Genomic DNA, 17,402 nt, shown 5'->3' on the forward strand with positions numbered 1-17,402 from the left:
CTAGACCTTCAGCAGAAGGTGTTCGCGTTCCCACGAGCTGATGACCGATTGATAGGCGTAAAGCTCGGCATCCTTAATCGCCCAGAAGATTTCGAAGAACTCCTCGCCCAGTTCGCGCTTTACCGGCTTGCAGTTGTAGAACCGGTCGAGCGCCGCTTCCAGCGTGCGGGGCAAGGTGCGGGCGCGGTTATAGGCGTTGCCGGCCATGATCTTGGGCGGGATCATCCGTTCGACCATGCCGATGTATCCGCAGATCAGCGAGGCTGCGATCGCAAGGTAGGGATTGCTGTCCGCGCCGGGCAGGCGGTTTTCGATCCGGCGGTCCTTGGCTTCCGATACCGGGACCCGGAACCCGCAAGAACGGTTATCGGTGCCCCAGTGGACGTTTATCGGGGCTGCCGTATCGGGGCGCATCCGGCGGAACGAGTTCACGTTGGGTGCGACCAGCGGCAGCACCTGCGGCATCAGCCGGACAAGACCCGCGATATGGCTGCGGAACAGCGCCGAATCGCGGCCATTACCGGTCGAAAATACGTTCTTGCCGGTTTCAGCGTTAAGCACCGACTGGTGGATATGCATGGCGCTGCCCGGCTGGTCTGACATCGGCTTGGCCATGAAGGTGGCATAGACGTCGTGTTCCAGTGCGACCTGACGCACTATCCGCTTGAACAGCAGCACCTGGTCGGCCAGCAGCAGCGGGTCACCGTGAACAAAGTTCACTTCCAGCTGGGCAGCACCGGCTTCATGGATCATCGTGTCGATGTTCAGTGAAGCCTTTTCGCACCAGTCATAGATCTGTTCGATAATGTCCTCGAACTCGCCCAGCGCTTCCAGCCCGAATGCTTCGCTGGCGGTTTCGGCGCGGCCCGAACGGCCCGGCGGCGGACTTAACGGAAAATCGGCGTCAAGATTCTTTGAGACGAGATAGAACTCCGCCTCGGGCGCGATCACGGGCTGCCAGCCCTTGGCCTCGTACAAGGCCAGAACCTTTTTCAGGATCTGGCGCGGCGCGATTTCAACCGGCTTGCCATTACCGTGATAGCTGTCGCAGATCACATAGGCGGTCGGCGTCTTGTAGCCGGGCGCCTCGCGGATCGTGCTGACATCGGGGGCCAGGATCAGGTCGGGATCGAAATCCGGGACGATGTGGTGGACGTCTTCCGGGTAACCGCCGGTCACCGTGACGATATAGACACTGCCGGGAATGCGCAGGGTCTTGTCGCTCATCGATTTGATGAACTTGGCGGCGGGCAAGACCTTGCCCCGCTGGATGCCGTTCATGTCGGGGACAATGCATTCGACTTCGCTGATCCCTCGTTCGCGGATCCAGGCGGCAATGTCGGATGTCATGGATTGTCTTCTTGGTTTGGTTGCAGGGGCCCGCACCGGCGGCACGTTTTTCCCCTGTGCCCAGCCTAGAGAGCCAAATGCGTGCCGCCAACCCCCCAAAAATCGGCGCTTGGCTCGTGCCGGTTTGCCCGGCTATCGTCATGGCGACAGTAAGGACAAGACCCGATGAGCAGCCGCGAACCCAACGATCTTTCGGCCTTCTGGATGCCGTTTACCGACAACCGCGGGTTCAAGGCCAATCCGCGCATGTTCGTCGCGGCAGAGGGGATGCACTATACGGCAGCGGCCGGACACCAGGTACTGGACGCCACGGGGGGCCTGTGGTGCGTGAATGCCGGACACAACCGCACGCCGATTGTCGAGGCGGTGCGCAAGGCGGCGGGCGAGCTTGATTTTGCACCGACCTTCCAGCTCGCTCACCCCCGCGCGTTCGAGGCTGCTTCGCGCCTTGCGATGCTGATGCCCGAAGGGTTGGGCCGCATATTCTTTGCCAATTCGGGATCGGAAAGCGTCGATACCGCGCTGAAGATCGCGCTCGCCTATCAGCGTGCGATTGGCCAGGGTAGCCGCACCCGCCTGATCGGGCGCGAGCGCGGCTATCACGGAGTGGGTTTTGGCGGCATTTCGGTGGGCGGAATTGTCGGTAACCGGCGCCAGTTCGGAACGCTGCTGACAGGGGTGGATCATATGCGCCACACCCATGATCTGGCGCGCAACGCTTACAGTCGGGGCCAGCCGGCCAATGGCGTTGATCTGGCCGATGATCTGGAGCGGATCGCCGCGCTGCACGGCGCGGAAACCATTGCGGCTGTGATTGTCGAGCCGGTGGCCGGATCAACCGGGGTGCTGGTGCCGCCCGCAGGCTATCTCCAGCGGCTGCGACAGCTGTGTGATACCCACGGTATCCTGCTGATCTTTGACGAAGTGATCACCGCTTTCGGGCGTGTTGGCGGTGCCACGGCGTCAGAACGTTTCGGGGTCACGCCTGACCTGATCGTGATGGCCAAAGGCCTGACCAACGCTGCGGTGCCGATGGGCGCGGTGGCGGCGCGGCGCGAAGTGCACGATGCGATTGTCGATGGTGCGGCGCCGGGGATCGAACTGTTCCACGGCTATACCTATTCAGGCCATCCGCTGGCCTGCGCAGCGGCCATCGCCACGCTTGACCTCTATGCGGCCGAGGGTCTGTTTGAAAAAGCGATCGAACTGGAAGATTACTGGGCGGACGGTGTCCATTCACTGCGCGGCAAACGGCACGTCATCGATTGCCGCAACATGGGGCTGATCGGAGGGATCGAACTGGAACCGCGGCCCGGCGCGCCGACCAAGCGGGCGATGGAACTGTTCCACCGGGCCTTCGATACCGGTCTGCTGATCCGCGTGACCGGGGATATTATCGCCCTGTCCCCGCCCCTGATTCTGGAGAAGGCCCACATCGACGAGATTTTCGGCAAGCTGGCCGATCTGCTGGGCCAGGTGGATTGATGGCTGACAGCGCGGCTTGACGGGGCGCAACGAATGCTAGGTCGCATTCGCGCCTGCCTGCCTTTAGGTGGGCGGTCATGACAACCCAGCTAACCCACCTGCAAAGGCTTGAGGCTGAGGCAATCCACATCCTGCGCGAAGTGGTGGCCGAGGCGGAGCGACCGGTCATGCTCTATTCTGTGGGCAAGGACAGTGCAGTGATGCTGCATCTGGCGCGCAAGGCATTTTATCCGGCCCCGCCGCCATTTCCCCTGCTCCATGTCGATACCACGTGGAAGTTTCGCGAAATGTACACGCTGCGCGACAAGATGGCGCAGAAATCCGGGATGGAGCTGCTGGTCTGGCAAAATGAAGAGGCAAAGGCCCGCGGGATCAACCCGTTCGATCACGGCGCGCTGCACACCGACATGTGGAAGACCGAGGGGCTGAAGCAGGCGCTGGATCACTTCGCGTTCGACGCAGCCTTTGGCGGCGCGCGGCGCGACGAGGAAAAGAGCCGGGCCAAGGAACGGATATTTTCGTTCCGCACCGCCAGCCACGGCTGGGACCCCAAGAACCAGCGGCCCGAACTGTGGAACCTTTACAACGCCAAGAAGCACAAGGGCGAAAGCATTCGGGTTTTCCCGATCAGCAACTGGACCGAACTGGACGTGTGGCAGTACATCCAGCTGGAAGGCATTCCGATCGTGCCGCTGTATTTTGCCGCGCCGCGCCCCACGGTAGAACGGGACGGGATGCTGCTGATGGTCGATGATGACCGCTTTGCGCTGCTGGCGGGCGAAGTGCCGGTGGACCGCTCGATCCGCTTTCGCACGCTGGGCTGTTATCCCCTGACCGGCGCGGTCGAAAGCACCGCCGCGACGCTATCCCAAGTGATCCAGGAAACCTTGCTTACCACCACCAGCGAACGCCAGGGCCGCGCCATCGACAAGGACGCCGGCGGCACGGGGATGGAAGTCAAGAAGCAGCAGGGGTATTTCTGACCATGGCTGAACCGGTCTATGTAACCGACGCCCTGATCGCCGAGGATATTGACGCCTATCTGGCGCGCCACCAGCACAAGACCATGCTGCGCTTCATTACCTGCGGCAGCGTTGACGATGGCAAGTCGACCCTGATCGGGCGGCTGCTTTACGACAGCAAGATGATTTTCGAGGATCAGCTGGCCGCGCTGGAAACCGACAGCAAAAAGGTCGGCACGCAGGGGCAGGAGATAGACTTCGCCCTGCTGGTCGACGGGCTGGCGGCAGAGCGCGAACAGGGCATCACCATCGATGTCGCTTACCGCTTTTTCAGCACCGAGAGCCGCAAGTTCATCGTTGCCGATTGCCCGGGCCACGAACAGTACACCCGTAACATGGTGACCGGGGCGAGCACCGCCGATCTCGCCGTCATCCTGATTGATGCGCGCAAGGGCGTGCTGACCCAGACACGGCGGCACAGCTACCTGTGCAACCTGATCGGCATCCGCCACATTGTGCTGGCAGTGAACAAGATGGACCTGGTCGGCTACGATCAGGCCGCGTTCGATGCCATTGTCGACGATTACAGGCACTTCGCCGCATCGATCGGGATCGGCGAGTTTACCGCAATTCCCATTTCGGGCTTCAAAGGCGACAACATCACCGGGCCATCGGGCAACACACCGTGGTATCGCGGCGCGAGCCTGATCGAGCATCTGGAAGGCGTTGCGCTGGACAGCAGCGCCGACCAGTCCAGACCGTTCCGCATGCCGGTGCAATGGGTCAACCGGCCCAACCTTGATTTCCGGGGTTTTGCCGGATTGGTCAGCGCGGGCACGCTGCGCCCCGGCGATGCTGTGCGGGTGCTGCCATCGGGCAAGACCAGCACTGTCGCGCGGATCGTCACGCTGGACGGTGATCTGGACGTTGCCGTGGCGGGACAGGCCGTGACCTTGACCCTGGCAGATGAGGTCGACTGTTCGCGCGGCGATGTGCTGGCCGCAGCCGACCAGCCCCCCGAGGCTGCCGACCAGTTCGAGGCGACGCTGGTATGGCTGGCTGACGAGCCGCTCCATGTCGGGCGCGGATACTGGTTGAAACTGGGCACCCAGACCGTCTCGGCTACGGTCCAGCAGCCAAAGTACACTGTCAACGTCAACACACTGGATCAGCTGGCGGCCAAGACGCTGGAACTGAACGCGATCGGGGTTGCCGAACTGGCGACTGACAGGCCGCTGGTGTTCGAACCTTATGCCGAAAGCCGGACACTGGGCGGGTTTATCCTGATCGACAAGCTGACCAACGCCACCGTCGGCGCAGGAATGCTCAACTTTGCCTTGCGCCGGGCACAGAACGTCCATTGGCAGGCGCTGGATGTAACGCGTGAGGCGCACGCCGCGCTGAAAAGTCAGAAATCCGCCGTGCTGTGGTTCACCGGGCTGTCGGGTTCGGGCAAATCGACCATTGCCAATCTGGTCGAGAAAAAGCTGCACGCGCTGGGTCATCATACTTTTCTGCTCGATGGCGATAACGTCCGTCATGGCCTCAACAAGGATCTGGGGTTTACCGAGGCCGACCGGATCGAAAACATTCGGCGCGTCGGGGAAGTGGCCAAGCTCATGGCTGACGCCGGATTGATTGTGCTGACCGCTTTCATCAGCCCGTTCCGCGCCGAACGCGATATGGTTCGATCGATGCTGCCGGCGGGGGAGTTTGTCGAAGTGTTCGTCGATACCCCGCTGGAGGTTGCCGAAGCGCGCGACGTCAAGGGCCTCTACAAGAAGGCGCGCAGCGGGCAGCTCAAGAACTTCACCGGGATCGATAGCCCGTACGAAGTGCCGCACATGCCCGAACTGAGAGTCGAAACCGTGCGTGAGGACAGCGAAATGGCGGCGGAACGGATTGTTGACTATATCCTTGGTAAACGTAGCGACATGTGGATGCCGACCATATGACCGATGCCGAACTGGCCGCTTCGGTTGCCGAACAGGCCGGACGCCTGCTGATGGACCTGCGCGCACGCGGTGACCTTGCGGGGAAGGATCTGGGCGCCGAGGGTGACCGGATCGCCAATCGCTTTTTGTGCGATGCGCTGCGCCGCGCGCGGCCTGACGATGCGATCCTGTCGGAAGAAGAACAGGATAACCTGCGGCGGATGGACAACGCGCGCTGCTGGATCGTCGATCCGCTGGACGGCACGCGCGAATACAGCGAAGGCCGCAATGACTGGGCGGTCCATGTCGCACTGACCCTGGACAAGACCCCTGCGGTCGGTGCAGTCGGCTTGCCAGCGCTGGGCGAGGTCTTCAGGTCGGACCAGCCGCTGCCGCTGCCGCCTGGACAGAACCCGCCGCGCATGGTTGTCAGCCGATCACGCCCCGCGCCCGAGGCCGAGGCGGTTGCTGCCCGCCTGGGCGCGGAACTGGTCGCCATGGGCAGCGCCGGAGCCAAGGCGATGGCCGTGGTTCGCGGGGATGTAGAGATTTACCTCCACACTGGCGGGCAGTACGAGTGGGACAATTGCGCGCCCGCCGCCGTGGCGCTGGCGGCAGGGCTGCATGTCAGCCGGGCCGATGGCACGCGGCTGCTGTACAACAACAAGACCACCTATCTGCCCGACCTGCTGATCTGCCGCAAAGAATGGGCAAAACCGGTGCTCGACGCCTTCCTGGCCCTGTGATTTGCGGACCCCGTCGGGCCGTGGCATAGCCTTGGTCATGGAAGAACCGGACGGCCTCGACATTTCATCGCCGCGGCGCGTCAAGGTGGGCATAGCTATTGCCACAGCGCTGCTTCAGGTCGCCGTCGTACTGGGCCTGATCCGCGCCTTCGCGCCGGATTTCGCGGCCAAGGCGGTCCAATCGGTGGTGTCAACCTTTTCGGTGGAGGTAACAGCGCCGCCGCCGCCCAAGCCGCCTGAACCCAAAAAGCCGGACAAGGCCGCGGGAGCATCGGGCGAAGTGGGCAAGAAGGCCGTCCCGCGCGAAGCCAAGGCGCCCGCGCCCAAGATTTCGATCAGCAAGACGCCCGCACCCAAGGCTTCCAGCACCGGCAGCGCCGACACTTCTGGCACCAAGGATAGTGGCAACGGCACTGGTGCTGGCGGACAAGGCAACGGGACCGGCAGCGGCAACGGCGGCAATGGCCAGGGCGGCGGGATCGCAGAAAAACCATCAGTCCGCTCAGGTGAAATCAACGATTCGCGTGATTTTCCGGTTCCTCCCGGCGGTAGGCAGAGCCGGTTTGGCAAATCGGTAACGGTGTTTTTCACGGTAACGTCCGATGGCCGCGCGCGCGATTGTTCGGTCTCGCGCAGTTCGGTCGATGCTGACACCACCGCACGGGTCTGCCCACTGGTGATGCAGAAGATCCGGTTCAATCCGGCCAGACGGGCCGATGGCACGGCCGTTGAATCGCGCTATGGCTACCGCGTTGATTTTACCGCGCGCTGAAGCCGTTTACGGCTGCTTGGTGATCCGCAGCATCGAAACATCATAGCCCAGCGCCCGCGCGCGGGCGATCTGCTCGTCAAGCGCAGTCTGCCCCGGCACCGCCTGACGGTTCAGCAGCCACAGATAGCGCCCAGACGGTTCGCCAACGATGGCCCAGCTGTAATCGTCGGCGTGATCCAGCACCCAGTAATCGCCATAGAACGGGCCAAAAAAACTGACTTTCAGCTTGGCGTTGGTGGCCGTATCGACAATCTTGGCCGTGCCTTTGGCATCGTCGATTGAACCATCGGGCTTGCGGCAGCGGTTAAGGACGGAAATCTTGCCGTCTTCCTTGAGCGCGTATTCGGCCGTAACGCCGTCGCAATCCTTTTGGAAGCCTTGCTCATAGCGCGCCAGTTCGTACCATTTGCCCAGATAGCGCTGCAGCTCTACCGCCTTGGCGGGTTCGGGCACGGCGCCGTTGCCAACAGGGTGCCGCGAAAACAGCGTGGCGCAGCCGCCCAGCAGCAGAGCCGATCCGGCGACGAAAGCGATTGCAAGGGTGCGGGTCTTGTTCATGGATCAATCAACATTCGAATGCGGTCCCGGTTCCTGGCTTGATCGCCGCCGATCATGGGGGATAGAGCATAGCCCATGATTGCCCAGACCATCCAGCTCGCGCTTGCCCCGGTTTTTGTGCTGGTCGCAATGGGCAACATCCTGAACCTTCTGTCCAGCCGATTGGGGCGAGTGGTTGACCGGGCACGGTCGCTTCAGGACCGACATACGGCCACCAAGGGGCCGGATCATGATGAAGTGGTCGCCGAAATCCGGATGATCGACCAGCGCATCGGCCTGATCACCCGCGCAATACGCCTGATGGTGATCAGCGGGCTGATGGTGGGCTTCACGGTGGCGGTGCTGTTTCTGGAAGAACTGGCCGGGCTGAATGTCCAGCGTATCGCCGCTGCGACCTTCCTGTCGGCAATCGTGCTCTTGATGTGGGCACTGCTGCTGTTCCTGCGCGAAACGCAGATCTCAGCGCAGCAATTGCGCATCCCGCGCATGTACCTGGAGCTGGACCGCGATCTTTAGCCGCGCCGCCGTCAGCTCAACAGCTTGCGGCCCTTCGCTTCGACCTGGCCGCGCACCATGCCTTCGACAAAGGCCAGCGCAGGCGGAAAATCGACGTTGAATACCACCTGGCCATCCTCGATCTCGACCGTGCCGTTGATGGTCTTGCCCATCGCGCTGACGGTCAGGGCCAGGGTATCTTCGTTCGGCCAGCCGGTTGTCACATCGGCCATGCCGCCGGGGATGAAATTGGCGATTTCACCGCTGCGCGCGTGCAGCCGGCGGCGCACTTCTTCTTTTTCAAGGGTGTGGCTGATCGGAACGCGCATCAGTTCTGTTGCTCCGCGGTGTCCAGTCCTTCGCCGTACTTGTAATCAAGATAACGGGTCTGGATTGCCAGGTTGTCTATCGCACCTGCGGCGAGCTGGCGGGTTACGCTATCGATCTCGGTGCTGATCTTGCCGAGGCTTTCGGTCAACTGCTGATCGGGTGACCGGCCGGCCTGCTGTTCGGCGCGCAGGTGCCGGGGGATCGAAGTATAGGTTGAAACCAGGTTCGGCAGCGTCTCGCCCACCAGCTTGCGCACGTCGTGCGCTGCAGGCGTGTTGCTGTCCAGCCCGTCAAGCTGGAGGCCCAGCGCATCAAGCTGGCTGCCGATCTGGTCAACCAGCGACACCGCGGGCGCGGGCAGTGCCGGTCGCTGGCGTTCAAGCCACAACTCGGTCTGTCCGACCAGCGTTTTGGTATCGCCGCTGCTGAGCGAATCGATCGTGGGCACCTTTATCCGGGGGAAAGTTCCCAGCAGGCTTACCGCACCGACCATGGCCAGCATGGTCACGATGATCCCGGTCCAGCCGATTCCATCAAGGATGAGGCCGGCGACCATTGCTGCAACCACGATTCCGCCCACGGCAAGGGAAATGCGGACCAGCTTGCGAAACAGGTGGTCACGCTTGAGCGCGGCCGAACGCCGCCCGATCGAGCCTGCGCGCCGCCCGCCGGCCCGCTGTGTGACCAGCGACGTGCCCGCCGCGCGCATGATTTGCTGGTGCTGATGCGCCTCGCCCGCCATGGCCGCGTTACTCGGCCGTCAGCAGACTGGGCGCATCGTGGGCAGCCTGCGCCTGGGCGGCGCCTTCGGCCCGGGCGATATAGCCCTTGGACTTTTCCACTTCGGCGGTCAGAGTGGTGACGGTCTGCTTCATGTTTTCCAGCGCTTTCACCTTGAACGTGTCGATGTTGTCCATCGTGTCGTAAATGTTCTGGAAGGCGCGCTGCAACGTTTCGATCGGGATCGTGCTGCTGGCCGCCTGTTCGTGAATCTTGCCGGTCTGTTCGCGCAGCAATTTGCCGGTTGAATCGATCAGGTTGGACGTCGTGGTGTTAAGCGCGGTGATCTGCTGCAATACCAACCGCTGGTTCGACATCGCCTGGGCCACGGTCACCGCGGTGCGCAGCGCGCCAACGGTGGTGGTGCTGGCCCGGTCAACGCCTTTGACCAGTTCGACGTTGTTCTTCTTGACCAGGTCAAGCGCCAGATACCCCTGCACCGATACGGCCATCTGGGTGAGCAGGTCCTGGGTGCGCTGACGGACATAGAACAGCGCAGCCTCGCGGATCGCCTTGGCCTTGGCCGGATCGACCGAATCCAGATCGGCGGCCTTTTCTTCCAGCTTGGTGTCAAGCGTGCGGGAAATGTGGATCATCTGTTCCAGGCTGCCCATGGCTTCCCACAGCTTGGACCGTTCCACATCAATCGCGGCATTGTCCATCAGCAGCTCGTCCTTGCCCGATGACAGGTGGTTTAGCACCGACTGGATGTGGCCCTGCGCCGATTGATAGCTGGTGAAGTAGCGCTTCACCGAATTGCCGAAGGGAATGATGCCCAGGATCTTGCGCCCGGTGGACAGCTTGCCCGCGCGGCCTGGATCGAGTTCCTCGACCGTGCGGCGCAGTTCGGCCAGATTGGCGCCGACGCCGGAATCCTTGTCCATCGCCCGCACCGGCCGGTCCAGAAAGCGATTTGACATGGCCGCCGCCGCCATGATTTCCTTGCGCCCCATGTTGGTCAGCTGATCGACCTTTTTGCCGAATTCGGGCGAATTGGCATCGGATGAAATCAGATCGGCGACAAAGGCATCGACTTTTGAATCGAGCTTGGATTTGTTGTCATCCGATACCGGAACCAGACCCACCGCAGCTTCGGGCGCAATCACCGGCACGGGATCGGGCGGGGTCAGCGTGATGGTCGGTGCAGCAGTCTCGGTCGTGTTCGGCGTAGTGGCCATGCGCAGTTCCCGTGTCGTAACGTGTCTCGCCAAGATGGGACAGGCAGGGATTTTTCGCAAGCTGTATTAGACAAATAAAACGCCTGCTTCGATCACAGGGCGGTCAGGAAAACCAGCGTGACAGCCGCCCACGCTGCTTTGGCGGGGTCTGCCCGCTGACCCTGAACAGGTAATTGGCCAGCACGGCGGCTTGTTCGCGGGTCATCACGATGTGGTGATCGTCCACCTCGCGCCGGTTGTTGCAGCGTGTCGACTGGGTGCACTGCAGGGTCAGATCCAGCTTCGGCCCGACCGCATGATGCGCCCAGCCGACCAGTACGCCGAAGCTTTCGTTATCAGCCTGTGCCATGGCCCTGTTCCCCCAAACGGTGTTTTGCGACCCCTTGGCTGTCATCCTATCGCCGCTGGCGCGCCGTGCAATGAACAATTCAGCAGGTCGGCGCCCGGGTTTTCGGGGTTATGCGGCCAGCTTGAACGGCTCTATTTCACCTGACAGGTACAGCTTCTTGGCCTTGGCGCGGCTGAGTTTGCCTGAACTGGTGCGCGGCAAGGTGCGCGGCGGGACCAATTCGATCACGCAGTTCATGCCGGTGATCGAACGGACCTTGTCGCGGATCTGGTCGTGCAGGCGCTGGCGTTCGGCCGGATCGGAGACGCGGCAATGGACCAGCACGGCGGGCACTTCTTCACCGCTGTCGTTTTCGACCGAGAATGCGGCGATATCGCCCTGGTGAAAGCCGGGCAGCTGTTCCACTGCCCATTCGATGTCCTGCGGCCAGTGGTTCTTGCCATTGATGATGATCATGTCCTTGGCCCGGCCGACGATGAACAGGTAGCCATCGACCAGATAGCCCATGTCGCCGGTATCCAGCCAGCCATCGACCATGCACGCCGCGGTCGATTCCGGATCGCGGAAATAGCTGTGCATTACACTGGGGCCCTTGCACCAGACTTTGCCGATATGGTGATCGGGCAGGGCCGCGCCCTTTTCGCCGCGGATTTCGATGGCCATGTCCTTGACCGCCTTGCCGCAGTTGACAATCGCGCGGTAACGGGCCGGGCGGCTGAGATCGCGCGGCGTTCCCGATAAACGTTCTTCCTCGACCAGTTCGACGCGGATGCCTTCGCCCGGCGGCATGATGGTAACCGCCAGCGTCGCTTCCGCCAGGCCATAGCTGGGCAGGAAGGCGCTGGCCTTGAACCCGGCTTCGGCAAAGGCGTTGACGAAGCCCTGCATCACGTCGGGGCGGATCATGTCGGCGCCGTTGCCGGCAATCCGCCAGCGCGACAGGTCAAACCGCTCGGCCACATGGCTCTGGCTGGAAATGCGCCGGGCGCAGATGTCATATCCAAAGGTCGGCGAATAGCTGCACGAAGTGCCCGGATTGCGGCTGATCATGTCAAGCCAGGCCAGCGGACGGCGGGCAAAATCCTCGGTCTTGATGTAATCGGCCGAAACCTGGTTGGCGATCAGCGAAAGAAAGCAGCCGACCAGGCCCATGTCGTGATACCACGGCAGCCAGCTGATGCAGCGGTCGCTTTCCTGAAACTTCATCCCGTGGGCATGGCCCGACAGGTTGTTGAGCAGCGAAGCGTGGGTGACCGCAACGCCGTGCGGAAAGCGGGTCGATCCGCTGGAATACTGCAAATAGCAGATATCGTCCGGGCTTGCCTGCGGCAGGTCGCAATCAGGGGCGGGCTGAGCGGCAAACTGCTGCCAGGCGATACCTTGGCAACCTTGCCGGGCCGCCGCTGCACTGGCCATTTCGGCGATTTCTTCGGGATAGAACAGGACCAGCGGATCGCTGCTGGCCAATTGCACGGCCAGCTGGTCGATATAGCTTTCCTTGCCGCCAAAGCTGGTCGGCAGCGGCAACGGCACGGGCCAGGCACCGGCATAAATCGCGCCGCAGAACAGCGCCGCAAACTCTGGCCCGGTTTCGGCAACCAGGGCAATCCGGTCATCCTTTTTCACGCCGTGGGCGATCAGCCGGCGGGCCATGACCAGCGCATCGTCGCGCAGTTCGCTGTAACGATATACCCGGGCCAGATTTCCGCGCGGATCGTGAAAGTTCAGACCGCGGCGCCCTTTCGCAGCATAGTCCAGCGCTTCGCCAAAAGTGGCAAAATCGGAAAATCGGCGGGGAAGGTCGTCTTCGTTCGGCGTCGGCACCAATGTACCAAGGGTGCCCGTCACCAGCGTGGCGGCATCATTCATGCGCGAAAACCCGTTTTTAACCAACAGGATGCGCCGCTTTGCGACGTTACCTGCGGCCTGTGCAAAGTGGCGCGGGCGCCTCATACGCCCGCAGACTGGTCTCCCCATTTGCCGTAATGTGTGGCACGAATAAGGCCGATGGCGCACGCACGGATGAACAACAAAGGCGAACGGCGGCTGCCAAAGCCGCTCGATCAGCCCCGGCTGGAAGAACTGGCGCTGGCCTATGTTGCCCGCTTTGCGACCAGCGCGGCCAAGCTGGAAGGCTATCTCAAGCGCAAGCTGCGCGAACGCGGCTGGGATGGGGAAGGCCCCGCACCAGTCGCCGCAACGGTCGCCCGCTATGTCGATCTGGGCTATGTCGACGATACCGCCTTTGCCAAGGCGCGGACCGGCAGTCTGCTGCGCCGCGGGTACGGCCAGCGGCGGATCGGCCAGGCGCTGCACGCTGCCGGGATCGCCGAGGAGGTGCGCGAAGACGTGCGCGCCGGCGCAGCCGATCAGCGCCAGGCCGCGCTGGCGCTGGCCCGCAAGCGGCGGCTTGGCCCCTATGGCGCGGCGCCGGCAGACCGGGCGGCGCGCGAAAAGCAGATCGGCGCGCTGCTGCGGGCCGGGCACCCGCTGGACAGCGCGCGCTTTCTGGTCGATGCCGCCACCATCGAGGCGGCCGAGGAATGGGCCGATTTCAACGAGGACTATTGATGCGCCACACCGTTTTTGCCGCCCTGTGCCTTGCTCTTGCAGCCTGTTCGCCCAGTTCCGGCGATGCTGCCCCCCAATCGACCCAGACCCCGGCCGGGGTGCATCCGGTATCCGGACTTGCGGTAATCCCGCTGACTATCACTCATAACGGCAAAGCGCACAGCTTCCGGGTCGAGGTTGCCGCATCAACGCAGGAACAGGCGCGCGGCCTGATGTTCCGTACCGAACTGGGCCCGGACGAAGGGATGATCTTCCCGATGGACCCGCCGCGTAACGCCAGCTTCTGGATGAAGAACACGGTGATCCCGCTCGACATCATCTACATCGGCACCGACGGCCGCATCCTGAACATCGCGGACGCCAAACCCTATGACGAAACCCCGCTGCCCAGTGCCGGTACGGTCAAGGGCGTGCTGGAACTGGCTGCGGGCCGATCAAAGGAACTGGGCATCGGCCCGGGGGACATGGCAGCGTGGTGATGCGTCCTATCCCCTTGCCCACCATGCCCCAGTTCCGCTAGGCGCGGCGCATGGGTTTGCTTGGCAAGATTTTCACCTGGTGGAACGGCGCGACCGTGGGCACCGCGTTCAATTCAGCCATGACCGGCGAGAAGGTCGGCACGGACGTGTTCGGCAATGCCTATTTTCGCGCGAAAAAGGCTTATCCCAAGGGGCATCCCTTTGCCGGAAAGGAACGGCGCTGGGTAATCTATGCCGGCGCCAATGATGCCAGCAACGTACCGGCGGAATGGCACGGCTGGCTGCATGGCAGCCTGGCCGGGATCCCCGAATCGAACCTGCCGCCAGCGCGCATCTGGGAGTCCGAATATACTCCCAACGCCACCGGTACTTTGGGCGCCTATCGCCCGGCCGGTGCGCTGGAACGCGGCGGCAAGCGCGCGGCTGCCACCGGCGATTACGAAGCCTGGTCGCCCGAGGGCTGACGCGGGTGAGGCGGGCGCTGGCCCTATCCCTGCTGTCGGCTCTGGCTCTGACGGCCTGCACCAAGAGCGGTGACGAGGCGGAAGCGGTAGCCACCGAAGTGCCCAAGGATGTTGTCGCACAGGCTTCGGGCGCGCCGGTGGTGGAAAGCGAATACGGCACCCCGGTCAAGGACCGCGTTGCCACGCTGGGCCTGCTCAACAAGCGCAACAACCTGGAACAGGATCTGACGCTGAAACCCGGCGAAGCGCGCCGCGTGGGCAACGTGGTGGTCAAGCTGGCCAGTTGCGAGCGTACCCTGCCGTGGGAAAGTCCGGCTGAAACCGGCGCTTTTGTCCAGGTGTTTGTCGAGGAACGCGCCGCTGCCGACAAGCCATTGGCCTGGCGCACGGTGTTTTCAGGCTGGCTCTACAAGAACTCGCCCAGCCTCAACGTGGTCGAACACCCGGTCTACGATGTCTGGGTGAAGGATTGCGCGATGAAGTTCCCGGGAGAGGAGGACAGTCCGGCCGCATCGTCCAGCAGCGCGGCAAAGCCAGCGGGCAGCGCCAGCGGCAAACCGGGTTCAGCGCCTGCTGCCAAACCCAGCGCTGCGCCATCCGCAGCGCCTTCGCCCCCGCCCGGTCCCGAACTTGATACCTGAGCAGCGCGCAGCCGTTCCAGATAATCTGCTTCGTCGATTTCCAGCGCCCCCATCGTGGCCAGGTGCGGGGTCATGAACTGGCAATCAAGCAGCACGCACCCGGCACGGCGCAGTGCCGCCACCAGCCAGGCCAGAGCGACTTTGGATGCATCGGGCATCCGGCTGAACATCGATTCGCCGCAGAACACCCGGTCAAATCCCACCCCGTAGAGCCCGCCGACCAGTTTGCCGCCCACATCCCCGGCACGCCAGCATTCGATCGAGTGGGCGTGGCCTTCCTCGTGCAGCGTGACGTAGCTGCGTTCGATCCGGTCTGAAATCCACGTATCGCCGCCATCCCGGCGCGGTCCGGCACAGGCCTCGATCACCGCCGGGAAGGCCGCGTTGCAGGTGACCTCGAACGTGCCGCGGCGCAGCACCCTGGTCAGCGAATGCGAACAATGAAAACCGTCCAGCGGCAGGATTGCGCGGCGGCGCGGCTCGACCCAGAAGACTTCGTGATCGCCGCGGGTGTCGGCCATCGGAAATATGCCGCTGCGATAGGCCAGCATCAGCAGGTCCGGGTCGATCGGTGGGGGCAAGGCAGGGGCGTGCATGGTGTGCGGCAACTGTTGCACGAAAGCGATGCGGCTGTCATGGCGCTTGTCTTCCGCGTAGTGCCCGTCTAAGGGCACCGGCGCCTGCAGGAGTGTAGCTCAGTTGGTAGAGCATCGGTCTCCAAAACCGAGGGCCGTGGGTTCGAGTCCCTCCACTCCTGCCAGTTTTTCCGTTTCGCCGCCGATTGGTCTTGCCCGCAATGTCAGCCGAGCCTCCAATTGAGCCATCCGGCCTGCGCGGGCCCCGGCCTGCCGCCTGGTTGAAGGCGGAGCCTGGCGAGCGCGAAAGCCTGGTTTTGGGCCTGCTCCTGGCGCTGGTGTCAATCGTCCCGGTGCTGGTCGCAGCCTATCCCCAGATGGTCGATTATCCGGCCCATCTGGCCCGCTTCCACATCATGCTGGAACGCGATTCTTCGCCGTTCCTGCAGCAATACTACGGCTTCAAATGGCGCTGGATGGGCAATCTGGGCGCCGATCTGCTGATCCGGCCGCTGGCGCATTACTTTCCGCTGGAAACTGCCGGGCGGATCATCGTTGCGCTGATCCCGCCGTTGACCGGGCTGGGCATCGTCGCGGTCGAATGGGCGCTGCGACGCCGGATCGGGGTGGGCGCGGTGCTGGCCATGGCCTTTATTTGGTCGCCCGCGCTGCTGCTCGGTTTCCTCAACTTCGGGTTGTCGCTGGTCGCCGCGCTGTTTGTGTTCGCGCTGTGGGTCCTGCTGGAGGGCAAGCGATGGCGCCCCGCGGTAATGGTACCGGCCGGCTTCGTGGTTTGGGTGTGCCATGTATCGGGCTGGGGGGCACTGGGCCTGATGGTGTTCGGCTATGAATGGAGCCGCGACAAAAGCTGGCGCGCCTGCCTTGCGCCCTGGCCGCTGGCCTTTCCGCTGCTGGCGCTGGTGTTCGGCGCGGGAACCAAGGGGCTGGCTTCTTATGGCTACGGCGAATCGGTCGCGGTCTACAAATGGGCGATCTGGCGCCAGGCTATGCGCGATGTAGTCCAATGGCTTGATTACGCCAGCCTGGCCCTTGTGCTGGGCGTCCTGGCCCTGGCGGCGTGGCTGCGGCGGATCGATCCGCGGCTGGGCTGGGGCACAGTGATCCTGCTGCTCAGTTCCTTTGCCTTGCCGCGCCATATCTTTGCCGGCGATCTGGTCGATGCGCGGATGGTTTCGACCGGGCTGATGGTCGGCTGCCTGGCGCTGTCCTGGCGCGCGCCGCGCTGGGTCATGCTGGCCGCGTCGCTGCTGTTTCTGGGGCGGCTGGGGCTGACCACCGAAAACTGGCAGCGCAACTCGCGCGAAACCGCGCATCTCCTGGAAACGATTGACCGCCTGCCAATGGGGGCAAAACTGGCCACCGTGGTCATTACCGAACGGCGTGATTGGCCCTATAATCCGCAGGAGCATATCTGCGGCTATGCGCTGGTCCGCCGCGATGCACTGGTAAACTGCAATTTTGCCCTGCCGATGGTCCACATGATGACCATCAACGAGGGCGGCCCTTATTTCCGCGATCCGTACCACCGGCTGTATCACCGCGCCGGAGCGACGATAAACCTGCTGAGTTATGATCCGGCCAAGTATGCCGACTGGTTCTGGTATGTCGGGGTTAACCGGCCCGACAAGCTGCCGCTGCGGGCCAAGGTGATCGAGGCGGACCGCCACACGCTGCTGGCACGGCTTGCAAAACGCAAATCCGGTAGCTAAGTG

General features: G+C 63.0%; 18 protein-coding genes, 1 tRNA gene and 1 pseudogene. 12 read left to right on the forward strand and 8 right to left on the reverse strand.

From position 1 onward, the window contains the following. Window positions 1-1,350, reverse strand: a complete 1,350-nt coding sequence (locus tag Q0L62_RS00110; RefSeq protein ID WP_296674651.1) for a glutamine synthetase family protein — start codon at window positions 1,348-1,350, stop codon at window positions 1-3. 165 nt (window positions 1,351-1,515) lie between these two features. On the opposite strand from Q0L62_RS00110, the gene Q0L62_RS00115 reads away from it, so the two are divergent. From Q0L62_RS00115 to Q0L62_RS00135, 5 genes are all read left to right on the forward strand, one after another. Continuing rightward, complete coding sequence (locus Q0L62_RS00115; protein ID WP_296674654.1) at window positions 1,516-2,835, forward strand: aspartate aminotransferase family protein; 1,320 nt, start codon at window positions 1,516-1,518, stop codon at window positions 2,833-2,835. Between the two features lie 77 nt (window positions 2,836-2,912). After that, window positions 2,913-3,818 (forward strand): sulfate adenylyltransferase subunit CysD, encoded by a 906-nt coding sequence (cysD, locus tag Q0L62_RS00120; protein ID WP_296674656.1) that lies wholly within the window; start codon window positions 2,913-2,915, stop codon window positions 3,816-3,818. A gap of 2 nt (window positions 3,819-3,820) precedes the next feature. Continuing rightward, window positions 3,821-5,752, forward strand: coding sequence for a sulfate adenylyltransferase subunit CysN (cysN, locus tag Q0L62_RS00125; RefSeq protein ID WP_296674659.1), 1,932 nt, complete (start codon window positions 3,821-3,823; stop codon window positions 5,750-5,752). After that, window positions 5,749-6,477, forward strand: a complete 729-nt coding sequence (locus Q0L62_RS00130; protein WP_296674662.1) for a 3'(2'),5'-bisphosphate nucleotidase CysQ — start codon at window positions 5,749-5,751, stop codon at window positions 6,475-6,477. The genes cysN and Q0L62_RS00130 overlap by 4 nt, the downstream gene beginning before the upstream one ends. A 37-nt stretch (window positions 6,478-6,514) precedes the next feature. Beyond that, complete coding sequence (locus Q0L62_RS00135; RefSeq protein ID WP_296674666.1) at window positions 6,515-7,249, forward strand: hypothetical protein; 735 nt, start codon at window positions 6,515-6,517, stop codon at window positions 7,247-7,249. 6 nt (window positions 7,250-7,255) lie between these two features. Here the strand turns inward: Q0L62_RS00135 and Q0L62_RS00140 are convergent, their stop codons facing one another. Further along, the gene (locus Q0L62_RS00140; protein ID WP_296674668.1) at window positions 7,256-7,807 is read right to left on the reverse strand and encodes a lipocalin family protein; all 552 of its coding nucleotides are present in this window, start codon (window positions 7,805-7,807) and stop codon (window positions 7,256-7,258) included. Between the two features lie 75 nt (window positions 7,808-7,882). Here Q0L62_RS00140 and Q0L62_RS00145 point away from each other — a divergent pair, with 75 nt between their 5' ends. After that, the gene (locus Q0L62_RS00145; protein ID WP_296674670.1) at window positions 7,883-8,323 is read left to right on the forward strand and encodes a DUF2721 domain-containing protein; all 441 of its coding nucleotides are present in this window, start codon (window positions 7,883-7,885) and stop codon (window positions 8,321-8,323) included. Between the two features lie 11 nt (window positions 8,324-8,334). On the opposite strand, the gene Q0L62_RS00150 is transcribed toward Q0L62_RS00145, so the two are convergent. The 5 genes from Q0L62_RS00150 to Q0L62_RS00170 form a co-directional block, all read right to left on the reverse strand. Continuing rightward, a complete protein-coding gene (locus tag Q0L62_RS00150; protein WP_296674673.1) occupies window positions 8,335-8,631 on the reverse strand; it encodes a polyhydroxyalkanoic acid system family protein in 297 nt (98 codons plus the stop codon). Beyond that, complete coding sequence (locus Q0L62_RS00155; protein WP_296674676.1) at window positions 8,631-9,374, reverse strand: hypothetical protein; 744 nt, start codon at window positions 9,372-9,374, stop codon at window positions 8,631-8,633. The genes Q0L62_RS00150 and Q0L62_RS00155 overlap by 1 nt, the downstream gene beginning before the upstream one ends. A gap of 7 nt (window positions 9,375-9,381) precedes the next feature. Then, the gene (locus Q0L62_RS00160) at window positions 9,382-10,590 is read right to left on the reverse strand and encodes a toxic anion resistance protein (protein ID WP_296674679.1); all 1,209 of its coding nucleotides are present in this window, start codon (window positions 10,588-10,590) and stop codon (window positions 9,382-9,384) included. A gap of 103 nt (window positions 10,591-10,693) precedes the next feature. Further along, a complete protein-coding gene (locus Q0L62_RS00165; RefSeq protein WP_296674683.1) occupies window positions 10,694-10,939 on the reverse strand; it encodes a hypothetical protein in 246 nt (81 codons plus the stop codon). A 108-nt stretch (window positions 10,940-11,047) separates the two neighbouring features. Then, window positions 11,048-12,808: a fatty acyl-AMP ligase gene (locus Q0L62_RS00170; protein ID WP_296674685.1), complete on the reverse strand. Its 1,761-nt coding sequence runs from the start codon at window positions 12,806-12,808 to the stop codon at window positions 11,048-11,050. Window positions 12,809-12,961: 153 nt separating this feature from the next. Between Q0L62_RS00170 and Q0L62_RS00175 the strand changes: the two genes are divergently transcribed. From Q0L62_RS00175 to Q0L62_RS00190, 4 genes and pseudogenes are all read left to right on the forward strand, one after another. Then, on the forward strand, window positions 12,962-13,510 hold the full coding sequence (locus Q0L62_RS00175) for a regulatory protein RecX (protein WP_296674687.1): 549 nt from the start codon (window positions 12,962-12,964) through the stop codon (window positions 13,508-13,510). Beyond that, on the forward strand, window positions 13,510-13,989 hold the full coding sequence (locus Q0L62_RS00180) for a DUF192 domain-containing protein (RefSeq protein ID WP_296674691.1): 480 nt from the start codon (window positions 13,510-13,512) through the stop codon (window positions 13,987-13,989). The genes Q0L62_RS00175 and Q0L62_RS00180 overlap by 1 nt, the downstream gene beginning before the upstream one ends. Before the next feature lie 50 nt (window positions 13,990-14,039). Further along, a complete protein-coding gene (locus Q0L62_RS00185; RefSeq protein ID WP_296674694.1) occupies window positions 14,040-14,453 on the forward strand; it encodes an NADH:ubiquinone oxidoreductase subunit NDUFA12 in 414 nt (137 codons plus the stop codon). 140 nt (window positions 14,454-14,593) lie between these two features. Next, a pseudogene (locus Q0L62_RS00190) lies at window positions 14,594-14,866 on the forward strand (DUF2155 domain-containing protein); the annotation flags it as partial. Between the two features lie 35 nt (window positions 14,867-14,901). Here Q0L62_RS00190 and aat read toward each other — a convergent pair. Then, on the reverse strand, window positions 14,902-15,690 hold the full coding sequence (aat, locus tag Q0L62_RS00195) for a leucyl/phenylalanyl-tRNA--protein transferase (protein ID WP_296675102.1): 789 nt from the start codon (window positions 15,688-15,690) through the stop codon (window positions 14,902-14,904). 88 nt (window positions 15,691-15,778) lie between these two features. On the opposite strand from aat, the gene Q0L62_RS00200 reads away from it, so the two are divergent. Beyond that, window positions 15,779-15,854: transfer RNA gene (locus Q0L62_RS00200), tRNA-Trp, on the forward strand. Window positions 15,855-15,890: 36 nt separating this feature from the next. After that, window positions 15,891-17,399 carry a hypothetical protein gene (locus tag Q0L62_RS00205; RefSeq protein ID WP_296674697.1) on the forward strand — a complete coding sequence of 503 codons (1,509 nt, stop codon included), beginning with the start codon at window positions 15,891-15,893 and terminating at the stop codon, window positions 17,397-17,399. Window positions 17,400-17,402: the final 3 nt, after the last annotated feature.

Source organism: Novosphingobium sp., assembly GCF_024642085.1.
Taxonomy (GTDB): Bacteria; Pseudomonadota; Alphaproteobacteria; order Sphingomonadales; family Sphingomonadaceae; genus Novosphingobium.